A 19148-nucleotide genomic window follows, 5' to 3' on the forward strand; every position below is an offset into this window, starting at 1 on the left:
GCGACCAAATTTGAAGAATACGGTTATCGACAGATCGGGGGCCGTGCAACGGAAACTGACAGAGTCATCCTCGGCCCGCTGCTCTCTTATTGCCAACGTTACGGACTCTCCTCCTGGGTCTTTCGTGATCCGGCCAACATACTCAGTGCCTCATAAGGCTGAGGGTACGCAACAACTGGAATCAGAGCGGAAATTCCAATAAAGGTACGACACGTCCATTTCATCTGTGCCTTACTGTGATCTAGGCAAGGCGCGGCACAAATTTCGCGCAGTTGGCCCTTCAAGGGACAGGTGCGGTACCGAGCGCGCGTTGAATGGCGCGGACCAGGTCGGCTTCCCGAAACGGCTTCTGCATCACCACCGCGTCCGGCCTGAGCGCTTGGACACTTGACGCGTCCCCGCTGACGAACACGTGCGGAACGGGCCCGGCCCGGAGTATCGTCTCGACGGCCGAGACACCGCTGCCGGCGCCCAATCGCGCATCGACGATCATCAGGTCCGGCCTGCACCGCAGGGCGGCGGCCACCGCATCCGCCTCGGTGGCCTCGATCGCACAAACGTCATAGCCCATTCCGCCGAGCACTTCGGCCAGCAGCATGGCGATGACGGCTTCGTCTTCCACGAGCAGGACGCGGAGCGCTGCCATTTGGTTCTCGTCGCCTCCGGCACTGTCTCGGTTCGCAGATTTCCGACCATAGCCGGCGCGAGACCGCCGAGGGCAGGCTCGGAAACTACGCAGCCCACTCCCGTTACCACGCTCTGGCGTATGGGCCGCCATTCCCGGCGCCCGCAGGTCGCCGCCACAATGCGGCTGTGGTAATATCGGGATGTTCCTCCTATTGGGAGGCAATCCCGTGAGGCTCATGCACCATGCCGGGAAGCCGTCCGCAGCGGGCCGGAGCGGCCCGGCCGCGATCGAGCCGGCGAGCCTCGCCAGCGCCATCCGGGGATTTCCCAGTCGTCGGAATCGGTGCCTCGGCGGGCGGCCTCGATGCCTGCAGGAAGCTGCTGGACGGCCTGCCCGTCAAGACCGGCATGGCCTTCATTCTGGTCCAGCATCTCGATCCGACCCACGAAAGCATGATGGTGGAACTGCTGGCCGGCCACACGGCAATGACCGTGCGGCAGGCCGAGGACGGGATACTGATCGAGCGCGAGAACCTTTATGTCATCCCCCCGGGGACCTATCTGTCCGTGGGTAACGGCGCCCTCCACCTCTCGCAACCCCAGGCGCGTCACGGCGCGCGTCTGCCGTTCGACTTTCTGCTGCACTCGATGGCGGACGCCTGCGGTCCGCGCGCCATCTGCGTGATCCTCTCGGGAACCGGGGCCGACGGCAGCCTCGGGCTGAGGTCGGTGAAGGCGAAGTCCGGGCTCGTCATCGCACAGGACCCCGACGAGGCCAGCTATGACGGCATGCCACGGAGCGCGATCGCGACGGGGGCGGTCGATCTAGTGCTTCCCTTGGCCAAGATTCCCGACGCGCTCGCGACGTACGACCGAAGGACGGGGTTAAAGTTCGCGCCTGGCGATTCGGCACCGCAGAGTGGCGCGCAGATCCGGCTGCCCCAGATCATCGAACTTCTGCGGACCAAGACCGCCCATGATTTCACTCTGTACAAGCCGGGGACGCTGCAGCGCCGGATCGAGCGGCGCATGGTGATGGCGTCGACCGGGGCCGCCGACATGGGCCGGTATCTCGAGATCCTGCAAAGCGATCCCCGCGAGCTCGACCTCCTGGCCAGGGACCTGCTGATCAACGTCACCAGCTTCTTCCGGGACCCGAAGGTGTTCGATCTCCTGGCGAAGGAGATCGTTCCCGACCTGGTCCGCAACCACTCACCCGACCACCCGCTGCGCATCTGGATCGCCGGATGCAGCACCGGCGAGGAGACCTATTCCCTCGCCATGCTGTTCCGCGAAGAGATCACGGCGACGAGGCCCAGCCTCAAGCTGCAGATCTTCGCCTCCGATGTCGACCCGGATGCCGTCGCCAGGGCTCGCGAAGGGTTGTACCCGGAGACGATCGGGTCGGAGGTGTCGCCCGCTCGTCTCGCCCGCTTCTTCTCGAAGGAGGACCACGGTTACCGGGTGTCGCCCGAACTACGCGCGTCGGTGGTCTTCACGGTCCAGGATGTGCTGGCCGACCCGCCCTTCTCGCGCCTCGACCTGGTGTCCTGCCGGAACCTGCTGATCTATCTGCGCCCCGAGGCGCAGGCGAAGGTGGTCTCGCTGTTCCATTTTGCGCTGCGCGAGGGCGGCATCCTGCTGCTCGGTAGTTCCGAGACGATCGGGGACCCCGACGGCCGCTTCGACGTGATCTCCAAGCCGGAGCGGCTGTATCGGCACATCGGCCGCAGCCGGCCGGGCGATGTCGGATTTTCGGCGGGTGCCGGCAACGGCGTCCGGGCCCCGGCGCGCCCGGGACAAGGCCCGGCGCCCTCACGCCAGGCCGTTCTGGCCGAGTTGTGCCGGCGGCTGGTGATGGAGGCGTACGCGCCGGCGGCGGTGCTGATCGACCGCAAGCATGAGTGCCTGTACTCCCTGGGGCCGACCGACCGCTATCTGCGCATGGCGCCGGGCCACCCGACGCACGACCTGCTGGCGATGGCGCGGGAGGGCATGCGCACCAAGCTCCGCGCGGCGATCCAACGGGCCGCTCACGAGAATGCACGCATCGTCGTCGGCGGCGGCCGGATCGATCACGAAGGTCATCCAGCCTCGTTCAGCATCGCCGTGCAGCCGGTCCAGAGCGAGGGCGAGGAGCTGCTGCTGATCAGCTTCATCGACGAACCCAAGCCGGAGCGCGGAGCAGGACGCTCGGCCTCCCCAGGACGCGGTCCGCGGTTCGCAGAGCTCGAGCAGGAACTCGAGGCCACGAGGGCGGAGCTGCAGGGCGCCATCCGCAACCTCGAGATCTTGACCGAGGAGCAGAAGGCGATCAACGAAGAAGCCCTGTCCGTGAACGAGGAATACCAGTCGACGAACGAGGAGCTGATCACCTCGAAGGAGGAGTTGCAGTCGCTGAACGAGGAGCTGACCGCCTTGAACAGCCAGCTCCAGGAAACGCTGGAACGGCAGCGCACGACCTCCAACGACCTGCAGAACGTGCTGTACAGCACCGATGTCGCGACGATCTTCCTCGATACCAGCCTGAACATCCGCTTCTTCACGCCCGCCACCAGATCGCTGTTCAACGTCATTCCCGGCGATGTCGGCCGGCCGCTCGCGGACCTCCACTCGCTGGCGGCCGACGGCGCCCTTCTGCCCGATGCCCGGATGGTGCTGCAGAACCTCGCGCCGGTCGAACGGGAGATCGAAGCGCAGAGCGGCGCCTGGTATATCCGCCGCATCCTGCCCTACCGCACCCAGGACAACGGGGTCGAAGGCGTCGTCATCACCTTTGCCGACATCACCGAGCGCCGGCACACGTCGGACGCGTTGGAGGCGGCCAGGCGGCAGGCGGAGCAGGCCACCGCGGCGAAGTCGCGCTTTCTCGCCGCCGCCAGCCACGATCTTCGCCAGCCGTTGCAGACGCTGGCCCTGCTGCAGGGGCTGCTGACAAAGAGCGTCGAGGGGGAGAGGGGGCGGAAGCTGGTCGCGCGGCTCGACGAGACGCTGGGCGCCATGACCGGCATGCTGAACGCGCTGCTCGACATCAACCAGATCGAGGCCGGGACCGTCCGCGCGGACAAGGTCCATTTCCCGGTCAACGATCTGCTGGAACGGCTGAAGGACGAGTTCACCTACCACGCGCAGGCCCAGAGGCTCGCCTTGCACGTGGTCCCGTGCAGCCTTTCGATCCACACCGATCCACGTCTGCTGGAGCAGATGATCCGCAACCTGCTGTCGAATGCGCTGAAATACACCAAGCAGGGCAAGGTGCTGCTCGGCTGCCGTCGGCGTGAAGGGATGCTGAGCATCGAGATCTGGGACACCGGGGTCGGGATTCCGGTCGGGGAACTGCATGCGATCTTCGAGGAGTACCACCAGCTCGACAATGCCGCGCGCGAACGAAGCCGCGGCCTCGGCCTCGGACTTTCCATCGTGCAGCGCTTGGGGAACCTGCTGGGTCATCGGGTGCACGTCCGCTCGCAGCCGGGCAAGGGGTCGGTCTTCGCCGTCGAAATCATGCTGCCGCAAGGCGAGACGGGATCGTCGCCCAAGCCGCAGCGGCACGGCGAAGATGACCGGATCGCGGAAGACGGCCACCGCACCGGCGTGATCCTGGTGGTCGAGGACGATCCCGAGGTGCGCGAGCTCCTTGAACTCTTCCTAAGGGACGAGGGCCATCGCGCCGCGGCGGCACCAGACGGCTCCGCGGCGCTGGAGCTGGTGTCGCGGGGGACGATCCGGCCCGATCTCATCCTTGCGGACTACAACCTACCGGGCGGCATGGATGGCCTCCGGGTCACCGCGAAGCTGCGTGAAAGGCTTCGTCATCAGGTTCCGGTCATCATCCTGACCGGTGACATCTCGACCGCCACCTTGCGCGACATCGCCCGCCAGGACTGCGTGCAGCTCAACAAGCCGGTGAAGCTGAAGGAGTTGGCGCAGGCGATCCAGCGCATGCTGGCGACGGCGCCGTCCTCGATGCATCCGCACGCAGAAAGCCCTGCCGACGAGGCCGGCGAACCCGTCATCTTCATCGTCGATGATGACAGCCATGTGCGGGACGGAATCCGCAGCGTGCTCGAGGAGGACGGCCGGATCGTCGAGGACTACGCGTCCTGCGAGGCCTTCCTCGAGGCCTATCATCCGGGCCGTGCAGCCTGCCTCCTGGTCGATGCCTACCTGCCCGGGATGAGCGGGCTCGAACTGTTGCGGTGGCTGAGGGATGCCGGCCATCGGCTGCCGGCCATCATGATCACCGGCAACAGCGACGTGCCGATGGCGGTCCAGGCCATGAAGGCCGGTGCGTCGGACTTCATCGAAAAGCCGGTCGGCCGCGTCGAGCTGCTCGCTGGCGTCGAACGTGCCCTCGAGCAATCGCGCGATGCGAACAAGCTGACCGCCTGGCGGGAGACCGCGGCCACCCATGTCGCGGGGCTGAGTGCGCGCCAGCGCCAGATCATGGAGCTGGTCCTCGCCGGCCAGCCCAGCAAGAACATCGCCGCGGATCTCGGCATCAGCCAGCGCACGGTCGAGAACCACCGCGCCGCGATCATGAAGAAGACCGGGTCGAGGTCCCTTCCGGCGCTGGCCCGGCTGGCGCTGGCCGCTGCCTGGACCGGCGCAGACGAACCGCTCGCCTGACCTGGATTTCCAGCCTCGACCGCCGGCGACACGTCGGCAGGGTCTTTTGCATTCGCAGGGCGAACGACGAACAGCCGACAGATCCTCGGAAAATACTCAGTCGCTCGCAATTGCTTGCAAATCGACTTGGGTCGTCCCCACCTGACTCTTGCCGCCGGGCCAATCCGGCGTCGGCGGGGCAGAGGTCATCCGGCCAATTCGGGTGCAGCGTCGAATCCCGGCAAGCGCATGAAACCATCCTCTCCCTCGGACGGGCCACTCGCTCAGGCGGGTGGCATCAGCCCGCAAGTGCGCCAGCTGGCCGAACAGCTTCTCGCCACCGGTTTCGATAGACTCTCGGAGCGAGAGTGCCGGGTGATCGCCGGTGTCGCCCAGCGCACCCAGGTCAGCCGGAACGTCAATCACGCCTTCGAGGAGAAGCGGACCTTCGGCGACCGGCTCGCCGATCGCGTCGCCACCTTCGGCGGTTCATGGGTGTTCATCACGCTGTTTCTCGCAACGCTGGCTGCCTGGGCTCTGTTCAACAGCGCGATTCTGGCCGGGTTTGTCGAGGCGTTCGATCCCTACCCGTACATCTTCCTCAATCTCCTGCTCTCGATGTTGGCCGCGTTGCAGGCGCCGATCATCATGATGTCGCAGAACCGCCAGGCGGCGCGAGACCGCGTTGCCGCAAGTCTCGATTATGAGATCAACCTGAAGGCCGAGGTCGAAATCATGGAGCTGCACGAGAAGCTGGATCGGATCCGCTCGCAGCATCTCGAGGAGCTGCTGCGCGCCCAGCAACAGCAGCTCCGGCTGCTGACGCGCCTGGCCGACGCAGGCGGCGCGGCCTGAGTACATTCCGAGCCTGCCGGCGCCGTCGCCGTCCCGCTACGCTCGGAAGTGTCGAAGGCGTGGAGTTTCGAAGCCTTGCGACGGGGTGGCTACAGCCCTGATTGGAGAACGCTGTCATGGACAAGGATCGGATCGCCGGATCGGCGAAGGAGATCAAGGGCTCGATCAAGGAAGCTGTTGGCGAGGCGACGGGCGACGCCGAGCTGCAGGCCCGCGGCAGGACGGACAAGGCCGAAGGCAAGATCCAGAACGCCGTCGGACGCGTCAAGGATGCGATCAGGAATGCGCTGAGGATATAGCGTCTTCCGGCTTTCGCAGGACGATCATCATCTGATGGGACTATGGCAATGAGCACTATTCTGATCGTAATTCTGCTGATCCTGCTGTTCAGCGGCGGCGGATACTACGCGCACGGTCGCTATGGCGGGGCAGGACTCGGCGGCGTCTTCGGGTTGGTGGTTCTCGTTCTCGTGGTGCTTTGGCTTCTCGGCGGCCTGGGCGGCATGGGTCGGATCTAGTCGACCGTCGGTGATCTGAGGCAAGACTTCAGATACCTCTCGGGCGGATCTGAGTAGTTTCCGAGTCTGGCGCCGCCGTTTTGCTGCCGATTACGCTGCGCCTGGTTGTTCGAAATCTCTGGACCATCGGCACCCGGCCCTTTGGTCAAGTGTGCCGGATGCCGATGTAATGCGGGCGCAAACCGGACATCACCAACAGCATGCCGATCAATGTCGGCGACGTGAATCCGGAACAAGGGCGGCCGAGCCAGGCGGCTCGCGCCGCCCTCCTCGATAGGTCATGCCATGAGCCTCGGCACCGTCGTGCCGATCATCCTGGTGGCGGCCACGACTGAAGGATGCTTCTCAATGTCGAACATCACTGCCGCGACAGAGCGACAATTTCTCGCGACCGTAGTTCCCTGCATCCGGGACCTTCGCCGCCTCGCGATCTTCCTGACGCGAAACCCCGCCGATGCAGACGATCTCGTTCAGGACACGCTGTTCCGCGCGGTCCGCAAGCTCCACCTATGGCAGCCGGGCACCAACATGATGGCCTGGCTCGTCGTGATGATGCGCCGGCTCCACCTCTCGCATTTCATAGACAACAAGCACAACCGGGCCAAGACGATTCCGATCGACGACTGGGATGCCAGCACGCCGGCGACGCAAATGCAGACGGTCGAAGTGATGGAGGTTGCGGCGCGCTGGCAGGATCTCTCGAAGGATCATCGAGAGATCCTCGACATGGTGGCGGTCTGGGGTGCCTCCTACGAGGAAGCCGCGGCGCAGCTTCGCATCCCGATCGGTACGATACGGTCCCGGTTGGCCCGGGCCCGAACCCGCCTGCGACACGACACGGGAGCGCCGCGCGGCGCGGCCCTCAGACCAGACGTCCAATTGCGATCGCCTGGTCCGAGGCGTCCACCAGATCCATCAATCGGGATGGGTTGAATTCGGGGCCGTCATCGTCAAGCAGAGCAACGGCCAGCGTGCAGACGATCGCGCTCTTCTCGTTGTCGGACATCGGGTCCTCCGAATGCATCATCAGCTGCCGCAGCCATGTCGCCAGCTCCACCGGCGACATTCTCTCGGCGAGCACCTGATCGAGCATCGTCCGAGTCATATGGGCGGCGCATTCGAACCTTTCTCGATCACCGGGCGGTCTGTTTTTGGACGTCGGGGAATGTTTCATGGTGGATGGATAACAGAGCGAAACAAAATTCTGTTCCAATCTTGTGCTCTGGGGCCGTTTTATTTTTTGGATTGCGCAAGTGCGATGATCCTACTGACAAATCCATGAGTTTCAGAAGAATTCGTCCGGGACGCAGAGCTCCGTGGGCGTCCGGTTCGGCCATGCAGGCTTCCGGTTCATGAAGGGACGGATGAGATGATGTACCTTTCCCCTCGGCCCTCGCAGCGCGTCCTGGTTATCGGCCGATCGCCGGCGGTCAACCAGAGCGTGGTGGGGCCGCTTCTCGCGCTCGGCATCCCAGTCCAGGGGTCCACCGATCCCGAGGGAGCCGCGCAACAGTTCGACGCCGCCGATTTCGACCTGGTCGTCTTCGGGCACGGCATTGTCGGGCCGCTGAGCGAGCGGCTGACGCGTGACTTTACCCTGCGGAATCGGGACATCCGATGGATCGCCGCCGTCGCCCCGGTGGCGGTCAGGCAGATTCTCTCGGCGCTCGATCACGATCCGCGGCTGCCGCGGCACGCGATGAACTTCCGCGTGATGGAGGATGGCTTGGACCTTCTCGTGCAGGCTACGGTCCTGTCGCCCTGCGCCGCGACCATCGAGATCTACCGTCACCCCGACGCGGACACCTCAACCGCCGCCCTTGTCAGCCGATCCGAGGCGGAGCCCGGCCCTTTCGAACGCCGGGTCGCGAGCCGTTATCTCGAACAGGCGCACACGCTCCTGATGACGTTGGGTGGGAACGAGTATTTCCTACACCCGATCAGTGCGCCGCTGACACAGGCAGCTTCGGAAGAACAACCGCCGCCTTCGCGATGGACGATCAACTGAAAGCAAGAGGCGGGGTGTGACCGTCCGGGAGTTTCTCTAGATCTGCGTCATCAGAACCAGAAAAAGGAATTCCAGATGACTGCCCTCATCCGAAAAGTCGCCATTGTGACCGGGGCGAGTTCCGGAATTGGCCGGGCGACCGCGCTGCTGTTCGCGCGAGAGGGCGCCAAGGTCGTGGTCGCCGCCCGGCGCCAAGCAGAGCTCGACACGCTCGTCGCGGAGATCCGGGAGGCCGATGGTCAGGCGGCGGCCCTTGCCGGTGACGTCAAGGACGAAGCCTATGCGAAGGCCCTGGTCGAACTGGCTATAAGCGAATTCGGAGGGCTCGATGTCGCTTTCAACAACGCCGGCATAATCGGCGAGATGGGACCCATTGCCAACCTGACACTCAAGGGTTGGCGCGAAACGCTCGACACCAATCTGACGAGCGCCTTCCTGGGCGCCAAATATCAGGTGCCCGCCATGATCGAACGCGGCGGCGGCTCTGTGATCCTGACCTCCTCATTCGTTGGCTACACGGTAGGCATGCCGGGCATGACCGCCTATGCTGCGAGCAAGGCGGGGCTGATCGGGTTGGCGCAGGTTCTCGCCGCCGAATACGGACCGATGGGGGTTCGCGTCAATGCATTGCTGCCGGGTGGCACCGACACGCCGGCAAGCGTCACCAACGCGCCGGGCGCAGGCCCCGAGGTGCTGGCCTTCATCGAACGGCTCCACGCGCTGAGGCGCATCGCACAGCCCGAGGAGATCGCAAAGTCGGCGCTTTACCTCGCCTCGGACGCATCGAGCTTCACCACCGGCAGTGCCTTGCTTGCCGATGGCGGCGTGTCGATCAATCGAAGCTGAGCGCGATCTCCGTCCGGGGCAATCCGTGAACTTGGTGAGAGCGGCATCAGGGCAGGACGCCGATGAACACCCGGCGGTAGGCGCCGATCAGATCCCCCGCGCAGGCCGCCGCGGCCCGGCTGAGCCGCTCCGCGCCGGCTTCGCCCTCCCGCTCGACCAGCCGCACCAGCTCCTGAAACCGGCGATGCGCGATCGTCGACGGGTCGAGTCCGGCCCCGTCATGCGGCATGACGAAACCGGGCTTCGGCAGTTCGCCGGCCAGGACCCGCAGCAGGTCGAGCAGCTTGGCGCCGGTGTCGACGCGGAGCCATCGGTCCTCGTCCCATACCGATATCGTCGGCCTGATCTCCATCTGCATCATGCGTCTCCCTGTCGGTCCTGCGCGGCCGGGGGCGGCTGGAGCGGCGGTCAGCCCTCCATCGCCCGCAGCAGCGCCGCGATCTCGATCGTCGCGAGGGTGGAGAAAGTGTCGGAGACCGCATAAGGCAGGATGATCTGGCCGCCGTGCCGCATCGCCCCGCAGGTGTAGACGACGTTGGGCACGTAGCCTTCGCGTTCCGACGGCTCGGGCCGCACCAGCGGCTCGCGCGACCGGGCGAGGACCTTGGAGGGGTCGTCCTTGTCGAGGAGAACCGCCCCGATCGAATACCTCCGGACCGGACCCACACCATGGGTCAGCAGCAGCCAGCCTTCGTCGAGCTCGATCGGCGATCCGCAATTGCCGATCTGCACGAACTCCCACGGGAACTGAGGCCTCAAGATCAACTGGCCACCGTTCCAGACATGCATGTCGTCCGAATAGATCAGATAGAGGTTCTCGTTGTCCTGCCGGCCGATCATGGCGTAGCGGCCGCCGAGCCGGCGGGGAAACAGGGCCATGCCCTTGTTGCCGGCAGCATCCCCGCGCAGCGGGAACATCCGGAACGAGACGAAGTCGGAGGTCTCGATCATCTCGGACCGAATCCCCTGGCCGCTATAGGCGGTGTAGGTGGCGCGGAAGATCGTCCGGCCGCCCTCGTCGAATTCGACGAAACGGGCATCCTCGATACCGCGGGCCTGGGAGTCCGTGACGGGAAAGATCACCCGCTCGCTGATGTCCTCGTCCGGCAAGAAGACCAGTTCGACCTCGTCGCCATGCGGGCCGGGAGTCCGCCGCTCCACCCCGGGAACGGAGGCGAGCCGGGCCGACGGGTCGATGGTCAGGCGGCCGTCAGCCGTGATCGAGCCCGACCGGAACGTCAGCGACGAGATATGCCCTTCACCGACGGCGCGGAGGCTGAGGATAAAGCGGCGCCCGCCCTCCGGCGCACCGGACTGGTCGGGATGAGGCACGATGCTGGGATTGAACAGCGCCGCCGCCTCGAAGGCGTATTCGAGCAGGAAGTAGGCACCGACCAGCTGGCGCTGCGTCTCGGTGAACACGGTATGAATCGAGAAGGCGTCCTCCATGTCGTCCGCCCGGGCCTCGAACCTCTCCAGCAGGCGGCGGTGGCGGCCTTCGAAATTCGTCAGCACTTCGGCCAGCTGGCCGGCGGCCGCCTCGGGGTCCAGCGCCAGCACCCGGTCGACGATGTGGTTGGCGCGGGACTTGTCGCCGGGATTGAGATCCCGTGGCTCGACCGACGGCTTGAACGGGCGCACGACCACCCGGGCGGGATCCGGGCGCAGGTGGAGCGCCTGCCGGTTCAGGAAGGTGATTTGCGACAAGGTGTCCTCGGGCAGGTCAAGGGAAGGTCACGCGCTCACGTCTCGGCCAGGCGAGGCACGAATTTCGCTCGGCCGTCCACGACATGCGCGATCTGGCGCATCTCCAGTTGGCTGAGCAGATAGGAGACGACCGATTCACCGCCCTGGTTCTGGTTCACCCGGTCGGGATGCAGGCCGTCTCGGCAGCCGCCGGTCTCCGGGTCGACCAGAGGCAGCGACAGGTCGTTGTCGCCGAAGAACCAGGCGAAGGCGTGCACCGCATCGGCCCGCCATTCCGGGTCACCCTCCACGCGCCACGCCGCCAGGCAGGCGGAAACCGTCGCCGTGACCTCCAGGGGCTGCTGATCGAAGGGCTGCGGCGCCATCCGCTTGTCGCCGAAGCTGCTCGACCCGACCGGCCGGAACATGCCCGCCGGCGTCGTCTGCAGCGCCATCAGCCAGTGCAGGGTCCGCAGGCCGGCATCGACGAACTCCGCCGATCGGACCGCCATTCCGGTGACGATCAGGGCCTGCGGCAGCCTTGCATTGTCGTAGGCCAGCCCATCTTCGAACCACGTCCAGCCCTGGGTCTCGGCAGCCGCGAGGATCGCCATCAACCTTGCGGCCAAGCCGTGCCGGATCCGTTCGGCGAGGGTATCCTCGGCCGTCACGGCGCAATAGGCGTCGAGCCCGAGCAGGGTAAAGGCCCAGGCGCGGGGCGAGCCGAAGGCCTCGGCTGCCGGCAACGCCTCGGCGAACAGCGCGGCGGCCCAGCGCCGCCGCGACGCGCTGGCGTCGCTGCGGGCGCATTCGCCCAGGGCCCAGAGCGTCCGGCCGTGGCTGTCTTCCGAACCGCTCTCCTCGAGCCAGCGCCGGTCGAAGCCCATGAAGTTGCGGAACCGCCGCGTATCGGGATTCCAGGCATGCTGGACGAAGGCCGCAAGCCGGGCCGTCAGGATCTCCGGCAGCCGCGCCTCGCGCGGGTTGTTGAGGGCACAGGCCACCAGCAGCGCGCGGGCGTTGTCGTCGACGCAGTAGCCGTGGGACCGGTCGGGCACCGAATGCACCGCATGCTGGAACAGCCCGGTGTCGTCGCACATCGACAGGAAATGGCCGAGCTGCGTCGCCGGCGGCGCGAAGCCGGGGTTCATCGGCGAGCTCGGGTCGCGCCGCTCGACCACGCGGAACCGATGCCCGCGCCGCGCCCGCTCGAAGACGTCCCGGTATTGCTCCGCCGTGCGCGCCCAGGTCATCGACCGGCTGCTCGCATAGGCGCGCCGGCGCATCGCCTCGCGCCGGATGTCGTCGGTCAGGAGCCCCGCGACCGCGGCGCCCGTGGCCGCGGCATCGCCGAATGGCACCAGGATGCCGTGCCCGTCGGCCAGCAGTTCCCGGGCGTGCCAATAGGGTGTCGAGACCACCGCCTTGCCCAGGCCGAAGCTGTAGGCGAGGGTCCCCGACGTCATCTGCGCCTCGTCGAGATAGGGCGTGACATAGACGTCGCACATCGAGATGAACTCGAGCAGCGTGGCCAGATCGACGAACTGGTCGAGCAGCACGACGTGCCCTTCGACCCCGCGGTCCCGCGCCCGGGCCGCCAGGCTTTCGCGGTAGACCTCGCCCTGGTCGCGGACCAGGTTGGGGTGTGTCGCGCCGAGCACGACATACATCGTGTCGGGCCGGCTCCGCAGGATTTCCGGCATGGCATCGATCACGACCTCGATCCCCTTGTTGGGGGACAACAGGCCGAAGGTCAGGATGACCGGCCGTCCGGCGAAGCCCAGCTTGGCCTTGGCCGCGGTGGGCTCGGTGAAGGCGGCGTCGGGAATGCCGTGCAGGATGACGTCGATCTTGTCCGCCGGGACGCCATAGACCGTTCGCAGCAGGTCGCGGCCCTTCCTGGCCATGACGACGACCCGCGCCGACACGCCGACGATCCGGCTCAGCACGTCCCGCTGCGCCGCCGTCGGCTCGGCGAGGACGGTGTGGAGCGTGGTGACCACCGGCATGGTCAGGCGCGACAGCAGCGCCATGACATGACCGCCGGCCTCGCCGCCGAAGATGCCGAACTCGTGCTGCAGCGAGACGACGTCGAACTGGCCGGCGTTGATGGCATCGGCCGCCCGGACATAGTCTTCGATCCGATCGTCGGCGATCTCGATGCGAACGGCAGCCGGGTAGTCATAGGCGCGGCCGGGGTCGGTCATCGCCGCGATGCAGGTGTCGGCCACTGTGTCCGACGCCGCGACCGCCTGCTGCAGATCGGTCGTGAAGGTCGCGATCCCACAGCGGCGGGGGAGCGAATTACCGATGAAGGCTACACGGATCGGCTGGGTCATGATAGCGCCTCCATCGGAAGGCCGCCTGTCCATTGCCGCGGCGGCGATAGGAAGGCGGTCCGGAACAGGACGGTCGATGCGCCGGCCCTCAGATCTTCCTCTTGCCGGTGCCGGCCCCCGGAGCCGCCACCCGGCTCAGCAGGCTCACGGCCGCGCCGTGGACCACCGGCTTCGCCGCCTGCTTGGGCTTGCGGATTTCCCGACTGCTACGCTTCTGCCCTTTGGCCATGAATCCCTCGTCCGCAAGCGTTGACTCGGTCGCCCGCGACATTCGCGGGCCGGCCGAATTTCAATTCAGATGATAGAATCCGGATCCATGTCGCGCCCGATGGCTCGAAGCCGAAGCTTTATGTCCGGAATTTCACCAATAATTATGGACCAAATCCGTCGATATCTATAGAAAATACGACCGCCATCTCGTAAAAAATCAAGCTTCGATTCAATTCATGAATCGGCATTATATTTCAAACACATAGAGAGGCGAACGAGATTATGAATATAGTTCCCGGCCGAGCTGTGATATTTTAGGTCGCAATAGTGATGGGCCGACACCATATCAAGGCTCATAACGCGAGGAATCGCGTCCGGTATTTGCCGTGACCGGAATATCGGTCGTCGCTCCGCTTTAGCCCTTCCGGCGTTCCGGTCGCCGGAACGCCGGCACAAGGAGATCACCATTGAAGATTGACAGCATGCGGCGGCTGCAACGGGACGCCGAGCTCGGCGATGCCGTGGCGCAGTTCAATCTCGGCATCGTCTACGGCAATCGGGACGGTGAACCCGGCTATACCGTCGAGAACAGGCGGATCGATGCCATCCGGTGGCTGCTGCGCGCGGCGAACCAGGGCCTGCCGCGGGCGCAGAGCCGGCTGGCCGAGATCTATGTCGAAGGCCCGGGCGCGTCCAAGGACGCGGTCAAGGCGTGCGCATGGTTTCTGCTGGCGGCGGAGGGGCAGCCCGGCGCCCGGGGCCAGGACGCCCGATCGGGCTACAAGCGTACCGCCGCGCATCTGACCGCCACCCAGGTCGCGCAGGCGCATCGCCGGGCATCGCGCTGGAAGCCCAAGATCGAGACGGAGAAAGCCGGGGTGGAGAAGACCGGGACAGAGGCGCCGCTCCTCCTCGCGACGGCACCGCAATGAAGGCCTGGTTCGTCCCACCCATCGTGATTCCGATCGGCCTCGTGGTGCTGATCGTCGTTTACGCCGCAGCCCGGGCCTTCGCCTAGCCAAGCCCGGGCTGAGGATGAAGGAGCCGCGAATGACCATGCGGACCAGCAGCAGGACCGTGACCTTCGCTCGGCCGTTCACCCTGAGCGGCATCGACGGGCCGCAGCCGCCCGGAACCTACACGGTGGAGACGGACGAGGAGCATTTCGACGATTCCTCGCCCCCGGTCTATCGCCGGGTCGCGACAATGATCCGCCTGCCCGGCCGATCCGGCAGCGGCGAGCTGGTCCAGGTCGTCACCGTGGATCCGGACGAGCTTGCCGCGGCTTTGCTGCGGGATGGCGCGCCGCCGGCCTCACCCGCGAAACCCGGCCCTGCGGAGGAAGCACGCGCCGAGGGCCGGCCGGCAAAGGCGCCGGGGCAGCCTGCACCGCGGCCGCTCGACCGGCTGGCGGACGGCTGGCGCTACTGGGCGGCGACCAATCCCCGGGCGCCGGCCTGGATCATCGCGATCGTCGCCGGCGTCCTGTTCGCCACCCTCGTCGTGGCTTGGTGATCAGCCCCGGCTGTCGCAAGCGGCCGGGAAACCGACCATCTGCTGCCGCGTCTCGTCCCACAGTGCGAAGAACGGCGCGCGCAGGGCATCCCACAGGGTCAGGCTCGGCACGGCGTGCAGCTGCTGGATCGCGGCGTGGCAGGCCGGCAGGCGATAGTTGGGGATGCGCGGATTGAGATGGTGGATGTGGTGGAACCCGATATTGCCGGTGAACCATTGCAGGATCCGCGGCAGCTTGAGATAGGAGGAGCCCTGCAGCGAGGCCGTGCCGAACCGCCATTCCGCATCCCGCTGCCACAGCGTCTCCTCAAAGCGATGCTGCACCGCGAACAGCCAGACGCCGATGATCGAGGCGATCACCATGATCGGCACCTGGACCAGCAGCACGCGCTCGAACCCCAAAGCGAGCCCGAGCCCGACAAAGAGAATGGCGATGCCGGCGTTGGTAGCGTGAACCGACAGTCGTTCCCGGCGCCAGTCCTTCGGCGTGTCGAACGGAATCCGGTACAGCAGCAGAAAGACCAGCGGCGGCAGCAGCAGCCCGGTGATCACCGGATGGCGGCTCAGCCGATACAGGAAGCGGCGCCGCGGCGTGAGGGCCTGGTATTCCGAGACGGTCAGGCAGGTCGAGTAGATGTCGGCCCCGCTGTCGCGCCGATCGAGATTGTTCCAGACGGCGTGGTGCCCGGCATGCTGGCGGCGCCAATTCGCGAAGGGCGTGAAGGTGATCAGGCTGCACAGGCGGCCGATCACCAGGTTGGCGCGGCGCGAGGCGAAGAACGACGAGTGCCCGCAATCATGCTGGATGATGAAGAGGCGCACCGTGAGGCCGGCCGCGATCACGGCCAGCCCGAGCGTCAACCAGTACGACACCCCCAGGCTGGCATACATCGTGGCGCAGACCGCGACGAAGCCGGCCAGGGTCGAGGCCAGCTGCCAGATCGCCCACGGCAGACTCGGTGTCCGGAAGCGCGCCACCTCGGCCCGCAGCGCCGCATCCGCATCGAGTGGAAGGCGCGGCTGTGCCGTTACGAGGCTTGGATCGGAAGTGCTTTGCATGTGCGTCCCTGAATAGCCCGGCGGAGCCGGGCGGTACTATTCTTGTGAATTGTCGAGTGCAAAGCGGACGGTAGCAGCGCTCCACAACAGCAAGGGGTCAAACGTCCAAAGGTACGAAACCGGGCTTGAGCTCGGCCACGAGCATTGAGCGCTAGCCGAACAAATCTCGGTCGATCCAATATATATAGGATCGCCGTCGGCGATTTTAAGTCACCCGGATCCGCGGTCGGAATGCGGCCGGCGGAAAATGCCGGCATCCGAAGGCGGCCTACGGGTCCATCAGGAAGTCGCCGTGACGCTCGACGCATCGGCGGATGAAGTCCCGCAGGACCCGGATTCGGGGCAGGTTCGTGTGCTCTTGATGGGCACTGATCCAATAGCTCCGGCGCAGCCTGACGTCGCCGGAAAGGACCACGGCAAGGGCGGCATGCTGCTGCGCGATGAACCGCGGCAGCACGCACAGGCCGTCGCCCCGCAGGACGGCGTTCAACTGCCCCAGCAGGCTCGTCGCCTGCAACGGCACGATCAGGCCCGGCAGGACCTCGCCGAGATAGTCCAGCTCGCGCGTGAAGATCAGGTCGTCGACATAGCCGATGAAGCGGTGCCCGCGCAGATCCTGCCGGGTCCGGATCGGCGGGGCCTTGGCGAGATAGCCGGCGTCGCCATAGATCGCGAGGTCGTACTCGGTCAGCCGCTCGGTCTGAAACCGGCCGCGGGCAGGCGGCGCCAGCGTCACCGAAAGATCGCCCTCGCGCTGCGACAGCGAGAGGATCTGCGAGACGGTGACCAGCTCGATCGTCAGCTGCGGATAGGCCGAGGCGAATTCGCCCAGATGCCGGGCGAGGAAGTGGTTGCCGAAGCCGTCGGGCGTGGCCAGGCGGATCTTGCCGACCAGCCCGGCCTGCGGCCGCCCCAGGGCCTCCGTCGCCTCTCGCGCCGCGGTCTCGACCCGTTCGGCATGCGGCAGCAGCTCGGCGCCGGCCGGGGTCAGCATGTAGCCGACCGGGCTGCGGTGGAACAGCGCCGATCCCAGGGCATGTTCCAGCGCGGCGACGCGACGGCTGACCGTGGCATGGTCGCTGCCGATGGCGCGGGCGGCGCCGCTCAGCGTGCCATGCCGCGCCACCTCGACGAAGAAGCTGAGGTCGTTCCAGTCGTAGCGACGCATGCTGTTCATAATCACACAGGCCCTTGGGGAACATTCCCGTATTGCTGATCAAATTCTCCCAGTAATGCAACCGCAACAACGGGAGGATGGCGATGGCCGGCGATCTGGAGTTCGATTTCATCGTCTTGGGCGGCGGTTCGGCCGGCTGCGTGCTGGCCAACCGCCTATCCACGAGCGGGCGCTATCGGGTGGGGCTGGTCGAGGGCGGCGGGCGCGACGACTGGATCTGGTTCCACATCCCCGTCGGCTACCTCTTCGCGATCGGCAATCCGCGGTCGGACTGGCTGTTCCGGACCGAGCCCGTCCCCGGCCTCAACGGCCGCGACTTGGCCTATCCCCGCGGCAAGGTGCTGGGCGGCTGCTCCGCCATCAACGCCATGATCTATATGCGCGGCCAGGCCGCGGATTACGATGGCTGGCGTCAGCGGGGCCTGGTCGGCTGGGGCTGGGACGACGTGCTGCCCGTCTTCAAGGCGCATGAGGACCATTGGCGCGGCGCCGATGCCCTGCACGGCGCCGGCGGGGAGTGGCGGGTGGACCGACCGCGGCTGCGCTGGCAGGTCCTGGACGCCTTCATCGGCGCGGCGGAGCAGGCCGGGATCCCGCGGTCGGCCGATTTCAACACCGGCAGCAACGAGGGCTGCGGCTATTTCGACGTCAACCAGAAGCGGGGCCGGCGCTGGAGCGCGGCGCGGGGATTCCTGCAGCCGGCGCTGAAGCGGCCGAACCTTGCGATCTTCACCCGGGCAATCGCCGAGCGGGTCATCGTCGAGGACGGCCGGGCAACCGGCGTCGTCATACGCCAGGACGGACAGGAGCGCCTGCTGCGGGCGCGGGCGGAGGTCGTCGTCTCGACCGGCGCGGTGGCGACGCCTGCCCTGCTGGAGCGTTCGGGCATCGGCGACGGCGATCGGCTGCGGCAGCTCGGGATCGAGGTCGCGCGTCCCCTGCCCGGCGTCGGCGAGAACCTGCAGGATCACCTGCAACTGCGGCCGATCTTCAAGGTCGCCAACGTCCCGACGCTGAACATGCAGTACCGGTCGCTGCTGCGCCGCGGCCTGATGGGGGCCGAATATGCCTTGCTGCGGCGCGGGGCGATGACCATGGCGCCGTCGCAGCTCGGCGCCTTCACCCGCTCGGCGGCGCAGTACGAGACGCCCAACCTGCAGATGCACATCCAGCCGCTGTCGCTCGACAAGTTCGGCGACAGCATGCATCCGTTCCCGGCGATCACGACCAGCGTGTGCAATCTCCGCCCGAGCAGCCGCGGCTCGATCCATGCGCGGTCGAGCGACCCCGCGGCCCCACCCGTCATCGCCCCAAACTATCTGGCGACGGCGGAGGACCGCCAGGTCGCGGCCGATTCGATCCGGATCGTGCGGCGCATCATGCAGCAGCCGGCCATGGCCCGCTATGCGCCGCAGGAGCTGCGGCCCGGCCCGGAGCTGACGTCCGACACGCAGCTGATCACTGCGGCGGGGGATGTCGGCACCACCATCTTCCACCCGGTCGGGACCGCCAGGATGGGCGTCGAAGGCGATCCCATGGCCGTGGTCGACGGTTCCCTGCGGGTCCGGGGCATCGCCGGCCTGCGGGTGGTCGATGCGTCGGTGATGCCGACGATCACCTCGGGCAACACCAACTCCCCCACCATCATGATCGCGGAGAAAGGCGCGGCGTTGATCCTCGACGCCGCGCGCTGAGACGCC

At 66.4% G+C, this 19148-nt stretch carries 18 protein-coding genes; 10 read left to right on the top strand and 8 right to left on the bottom strand.

The features are described from left to right. Positions 1–280 precede the first annotated feature (280 nt). Complete coding sequence (locus QFZ27_RS30740; protein WP_429230261.1) at positions 281–646, bottom strand: response regulator; 366 nt, start codon at positions 644–646, stop codon at positions 281–283. A 224-nt stretch (positions 647–870) separates the two neighbouring features. Here QFZ27_RS30740 and QFZ27_RS30745 point away from each other — a divergent pair, with 224 nt between their 5' ends. The 5 genes from QFZ27_RS30745 (at position 871) to QFZ27_RS30765 (ending at position 7541) form a co-directional block, all read left to right on the top strand. Next, entirely contained in the window at positions 871–5256 is a 4386-nt protein-coding gene (locus QFZ27_RS30745) for a chemotaxis protein CheB (protein WP_429230263.1), read from the top strand. 288 nt (positions 5257–5544) lie between these two features. Beyond that, the gene (locus tag QFZ27_RS30750; protein ID WP_429230264.1) at positions 5545–6090 is read left to right on the top strand and encodes a DUF1003 domain-containing protein; all 546 of its coding nucleotides are present in this window, start codon (positions 5545–5547) and stop codon (positions 6088–6090) included. Between the two features lie 116 nt (positions 6091–6206). Continuing rightward, the gene (locus QFZ27_RS30755; RefSeq protein WP_429230266.1) at positions 6207–6389 is read left to right on the top strand and encodes a CsbD family protein; all 183 of its coding nucleotides are present in this window, start codon (positions 6207–6209) and stop codon (positions 6387–6389) included. A gap of 48 nt (positions 6390–6437) precedes the next feature. Beyond that, a complete protein-coding gene (locus tag QFZ27_RS30760; protein ID WP_429230267.1) occupies positions 6438–6608 on the top strand; it encodes a DUF3309 family protein in 171 nt (56 codons plus the stop codon). A 285-nt stretch (positions 6609–6893) separates the two neighbouring features. Continuing rightward, positions 6894–7541 (top strand): RNA polymerase sigma factor, encoded by a 648-nt coding sequence (locus QFZ27_RS30765; protein WP_429230268.1) that lies wholly within the window; start codon positions 6894–6896, stop codon positions 7539–7541. Here QFZ27_RS30765 and QFZ27_RS30770 read toward each other — a convergent pair. Then, positions 7471–7701 (bottom strand): hypothetical protein, encoded by a 231-nt coding sequence (locus tag QFZ27_RS30770; protein WP_429230269.1) that lies wholly within the window; start codon positions 7699–7701, stop codon positions 7471–7473. The genes QFZ27_RS30765 and QFZ27_RS30770 overlap by 71 nt on opposite strands. Positions 7702–7977: 276 nt before the next feature. Here QFZ27_RS30770 and QFZ27_RS30775 point away from each other — a divergent pair, with 276 nt between their 5' ends. Next, positions 7978–8616 (top strand): hypothetical protein, encoded by a 639-nt coding sequence (locus QFZ27_RS30775; RefSeq protein ID WP_429230270.1) that lies wholly within the window; start codon positions 7978–7980, stop codon positions 8614–8616. Between the two features lie 75 nt (positions 8617–8691). Then, entirely contained in the window at positions 8692–9462 is a 771-nt protein-coding gene (locus tag QFZ27_RS30780) for an SDR family oxidoreductase (RefSeq protein ID WP_429230271.1), read from the top strand. A gap of 46 nt (positions 9463–9508) precedes the next feature. On the opposite strand, the gene QFZ27_RS30785 is transcribed toward QFZ27_RS30780, so the two are convergent. The 4 genes from QFZ27_RS30785 to QFZ27_RS30800 form a co-directional block, all read right to left on the bottom strand. Beyond that, positions 9509–9820: a hypothetical protein gene (locus QFZ27_RS30785; RefSeq protein ID WP_429230272.1), complete on the bottom strand. Its 312-nt coding sequence runs from the start codon at positions 9818–9820 to the stop codon at positions 9509–9511. A gap of 50 nt (positions 9821–9870) precedes the next feature. Next, on the bottom strand, positions 9871–11169 hold the full coding sequence (locus tag QFZ27_RS30790; protein WP_429230273.1) for a glycoside hydrolase family 130 protein: 1299 nt from the start codon (positions 11167–11169) through the stop codon (positions 9871–9873). A gap of 35 nt (positions 11170–11204) precedes the next feature. After that, entirely contained in the window at positions 11205–13487 is a 2283-nt protein-coding gene (locus tag QFZ27_RS30795) for a glycosyltransferase family 4 protein (RefSeq protein WP_429230274.1), read from the bottom strand. Between the two features lie 88 nt (positions 13488–13575). After that, positions 13576–13716 (bottom strand): hypothetical protein, encoded by a 141-nt coding sequence (locus tag QFZ27_RS30800; protein ID WP_429230275.1) that lies wholly within the window; start codon positions 13714–13716, stop codon positions 13576–13578. A gap of 463 nt (positions 13717–14179) precedes the next feature. On the opposite strand from QFZ27_RS30800, the gene QFZ27_RS30805 reads away from it, so the two are divergent. Continuing rightward, positions 14180–14629, top strand: a complete 450-nt coding sequence (locus tag QFZ27_RS30805) for a tetratricopeptide repeat protein (protein WP_429230276.1) — start codon at positions 14180–14182, stop codon at positions 14627–14629. A gap of 118 nt (positions 14630–14747) precedes the next feature. Further along, positions 14748–15212 (top strand): hypothetical protein, encoded by a 465-nt coding sequence (locus tag QFZ27_RS30810; protein ID WP_429230277.1) that lies wholly within the window; start codon positions 14748–14750, stop codon positions 15210–15212. On the opposite strand, the gene QFZ27_RS30815 is transcribed toward QFZ27_RS30810, so the two are convergent. Both QFZ27_RS30815 and QFZ27_RS30820 read right to left on the bottom strand, forming a co-directional pair. Next, positions 15213–16271, bottom strand: a complete 1059-nt coding sequence (locus tag QFZ27_RS30815) for a fatty acid desaturase family protein (protein ID WP_429230278.1) — start codon at positions 16269–16271, stop codon at positions 15213–15215. It lies immediately after the preceding gene. Positions 16272–16539: 268 nt separating this feature from the next. After that, on the bottom strand, positions 16540–17448 hold the full coding sequence (locus QFZ27_RS30820; protein ID WP_429230279.1) for a LysR family transcriptional regulator: 909 nt from the start codon (positions 17446–17448) through the stop codon (positions 16540–16542). 83 nt (positions 17449–17531) lie between these two features. On the opposite strand from QFZ27_RS30820, the gene QFZ27_RS30825 reads away from it, so the two are divergent. Then, a complete protein-coding gene (locus tag QFZ27_RS30825; protein ID WP_429230280.1) occupies positions 17532–19142 on the top strand; it encodes a GMC family oxidoreductase in 1611 nt (536 codons plus the stop codon). Positions 19143–19148: the final 6 nt, after the last annotated feature.

It is taken from the genome of Inquilinus ginsengisoli, from assembly GCF_050434925.1.
GTDB lineage: Bacteria > Pseudomonadota > Alphaproteobacteria > DSM-16000 > Inquilinaceae > Inquilinus > Inquilinus ginsengisoli_B.

Bases quoted from the DNA above. Each gene is read 5' to 3' on its own strand.
- QFZ27_RS30775 (WP_429230270.1), top strand. From the start codon at position 7,978: ATGATGTACCTTTCCCCTCGGCCCTCGCAGCGCGTCCTGGTTATCGGC.
- QFZ27_RS30755 (WP_429230266.1), top strand. From the start codon at position 6,207: ATGGACAAGGATCGGATCGCCGGATCGGCGAAGGAGATCAAGGGCTCG.
- QFZ27_RS30820 (WP_429230279.1), bottom strand. From the start codon at position 17,448: ATGAACAGCATGCGTCGCTACGACTGGAACGACCTCAGCTTCTTCGTC.
- QFZ27_RS30780 (WP_429230271.1), top strand. From the start codon at position 8,692: ATGACTGCCCTCATCCGAAAAGTCGCCATTGTGACCGGGGCGAGTTCC.
- QFZ27_RS30795 (WP_429230274.1), bottom strand. From the start codon at position 13,487: ATGACCCAGCCGATCCGTGTAGCCTTCATCGGTAATTCGCTCCCCCGC.
- QFZ27_RS30825 (WP_429230280.1), top strand. From the start codon at position 17,532: ATGGCCGGCGATCTGGAGTTCGATTTCATCGTCTTGGGCGGCGGTTCG.
- QFZ27_RS30760 (WP_429230267.1), top strand. From the start codon at position 6,438: ATGAGCACTATTCTGATCGTAATTCTGCTGATCCTGCTGTTCAGCGGC.
- QFZ27_RS30815 (WP_429230278.1), bottom strand. From the start codon at position 16,271: ATGCAAAGCACTTCCGATCCAAGCCTCGTAACGGCACAGCCGCGCCTT.
- QFZ27_RS30745 (WP_429230263.1), top strand. From the start codon at position 871: ATGCCGGGAAGCCGTCCGCAGCGGGCCGGAGCGGCCCGGCCGCGATCG.
- QFZ27_RS30740 (WP_429230261.1), bottom strand. From the start codon at position 646: ATGGCAGCGCTCCGCGTCCTGCTCGTGGAAGACGAAGCCGTCATCGCC.
- QFZ27_RS30810 (WP_429230277.1), top strand. From the start codon at position 14,748: ATGACCATGCGGACCAGCAGCAGGACCGTGACCTTCGCTCGGCCGTTC.
- QFZ27_RS30765 (WP_429230268.1), top strand. From the start codon at position 6,894: ATGAGCCTCGGCACCGTCGTGCCGATCATCCTGGTGGCGGCCACGACT.
- QFZ27_RS30800 (WP_429230275.1), bottom strand. From the start codon at position 13,716: ATGGCCAAAGGGCAGAAGCGTAGCAGTCGGGAAATCCGCAAGCCCAAG.
- QFZ27_RS30785 (WP_429230272.1), bottom strand. From the start codon at position 9,820: ATGCAGATGGAGATCAGGCCGACGATATCGGTATGGGACGAGGACCGA.
- QFZ27_RS30770 (WP_429230269.1), bottom strand. From the start codon at position 7,701: ATGCTCGATCAGGTGCTCGCCGAGAGAATGTCGCCGGTGGAGCTGGCG.
- QFZ27_RS30805 (WP_429230276.1), top strand. From the start codon at position 14,180: ATGCGGCGGCTGCAACGGGACGCCGAGCTCGGCGATGCCGTGGCGCAG.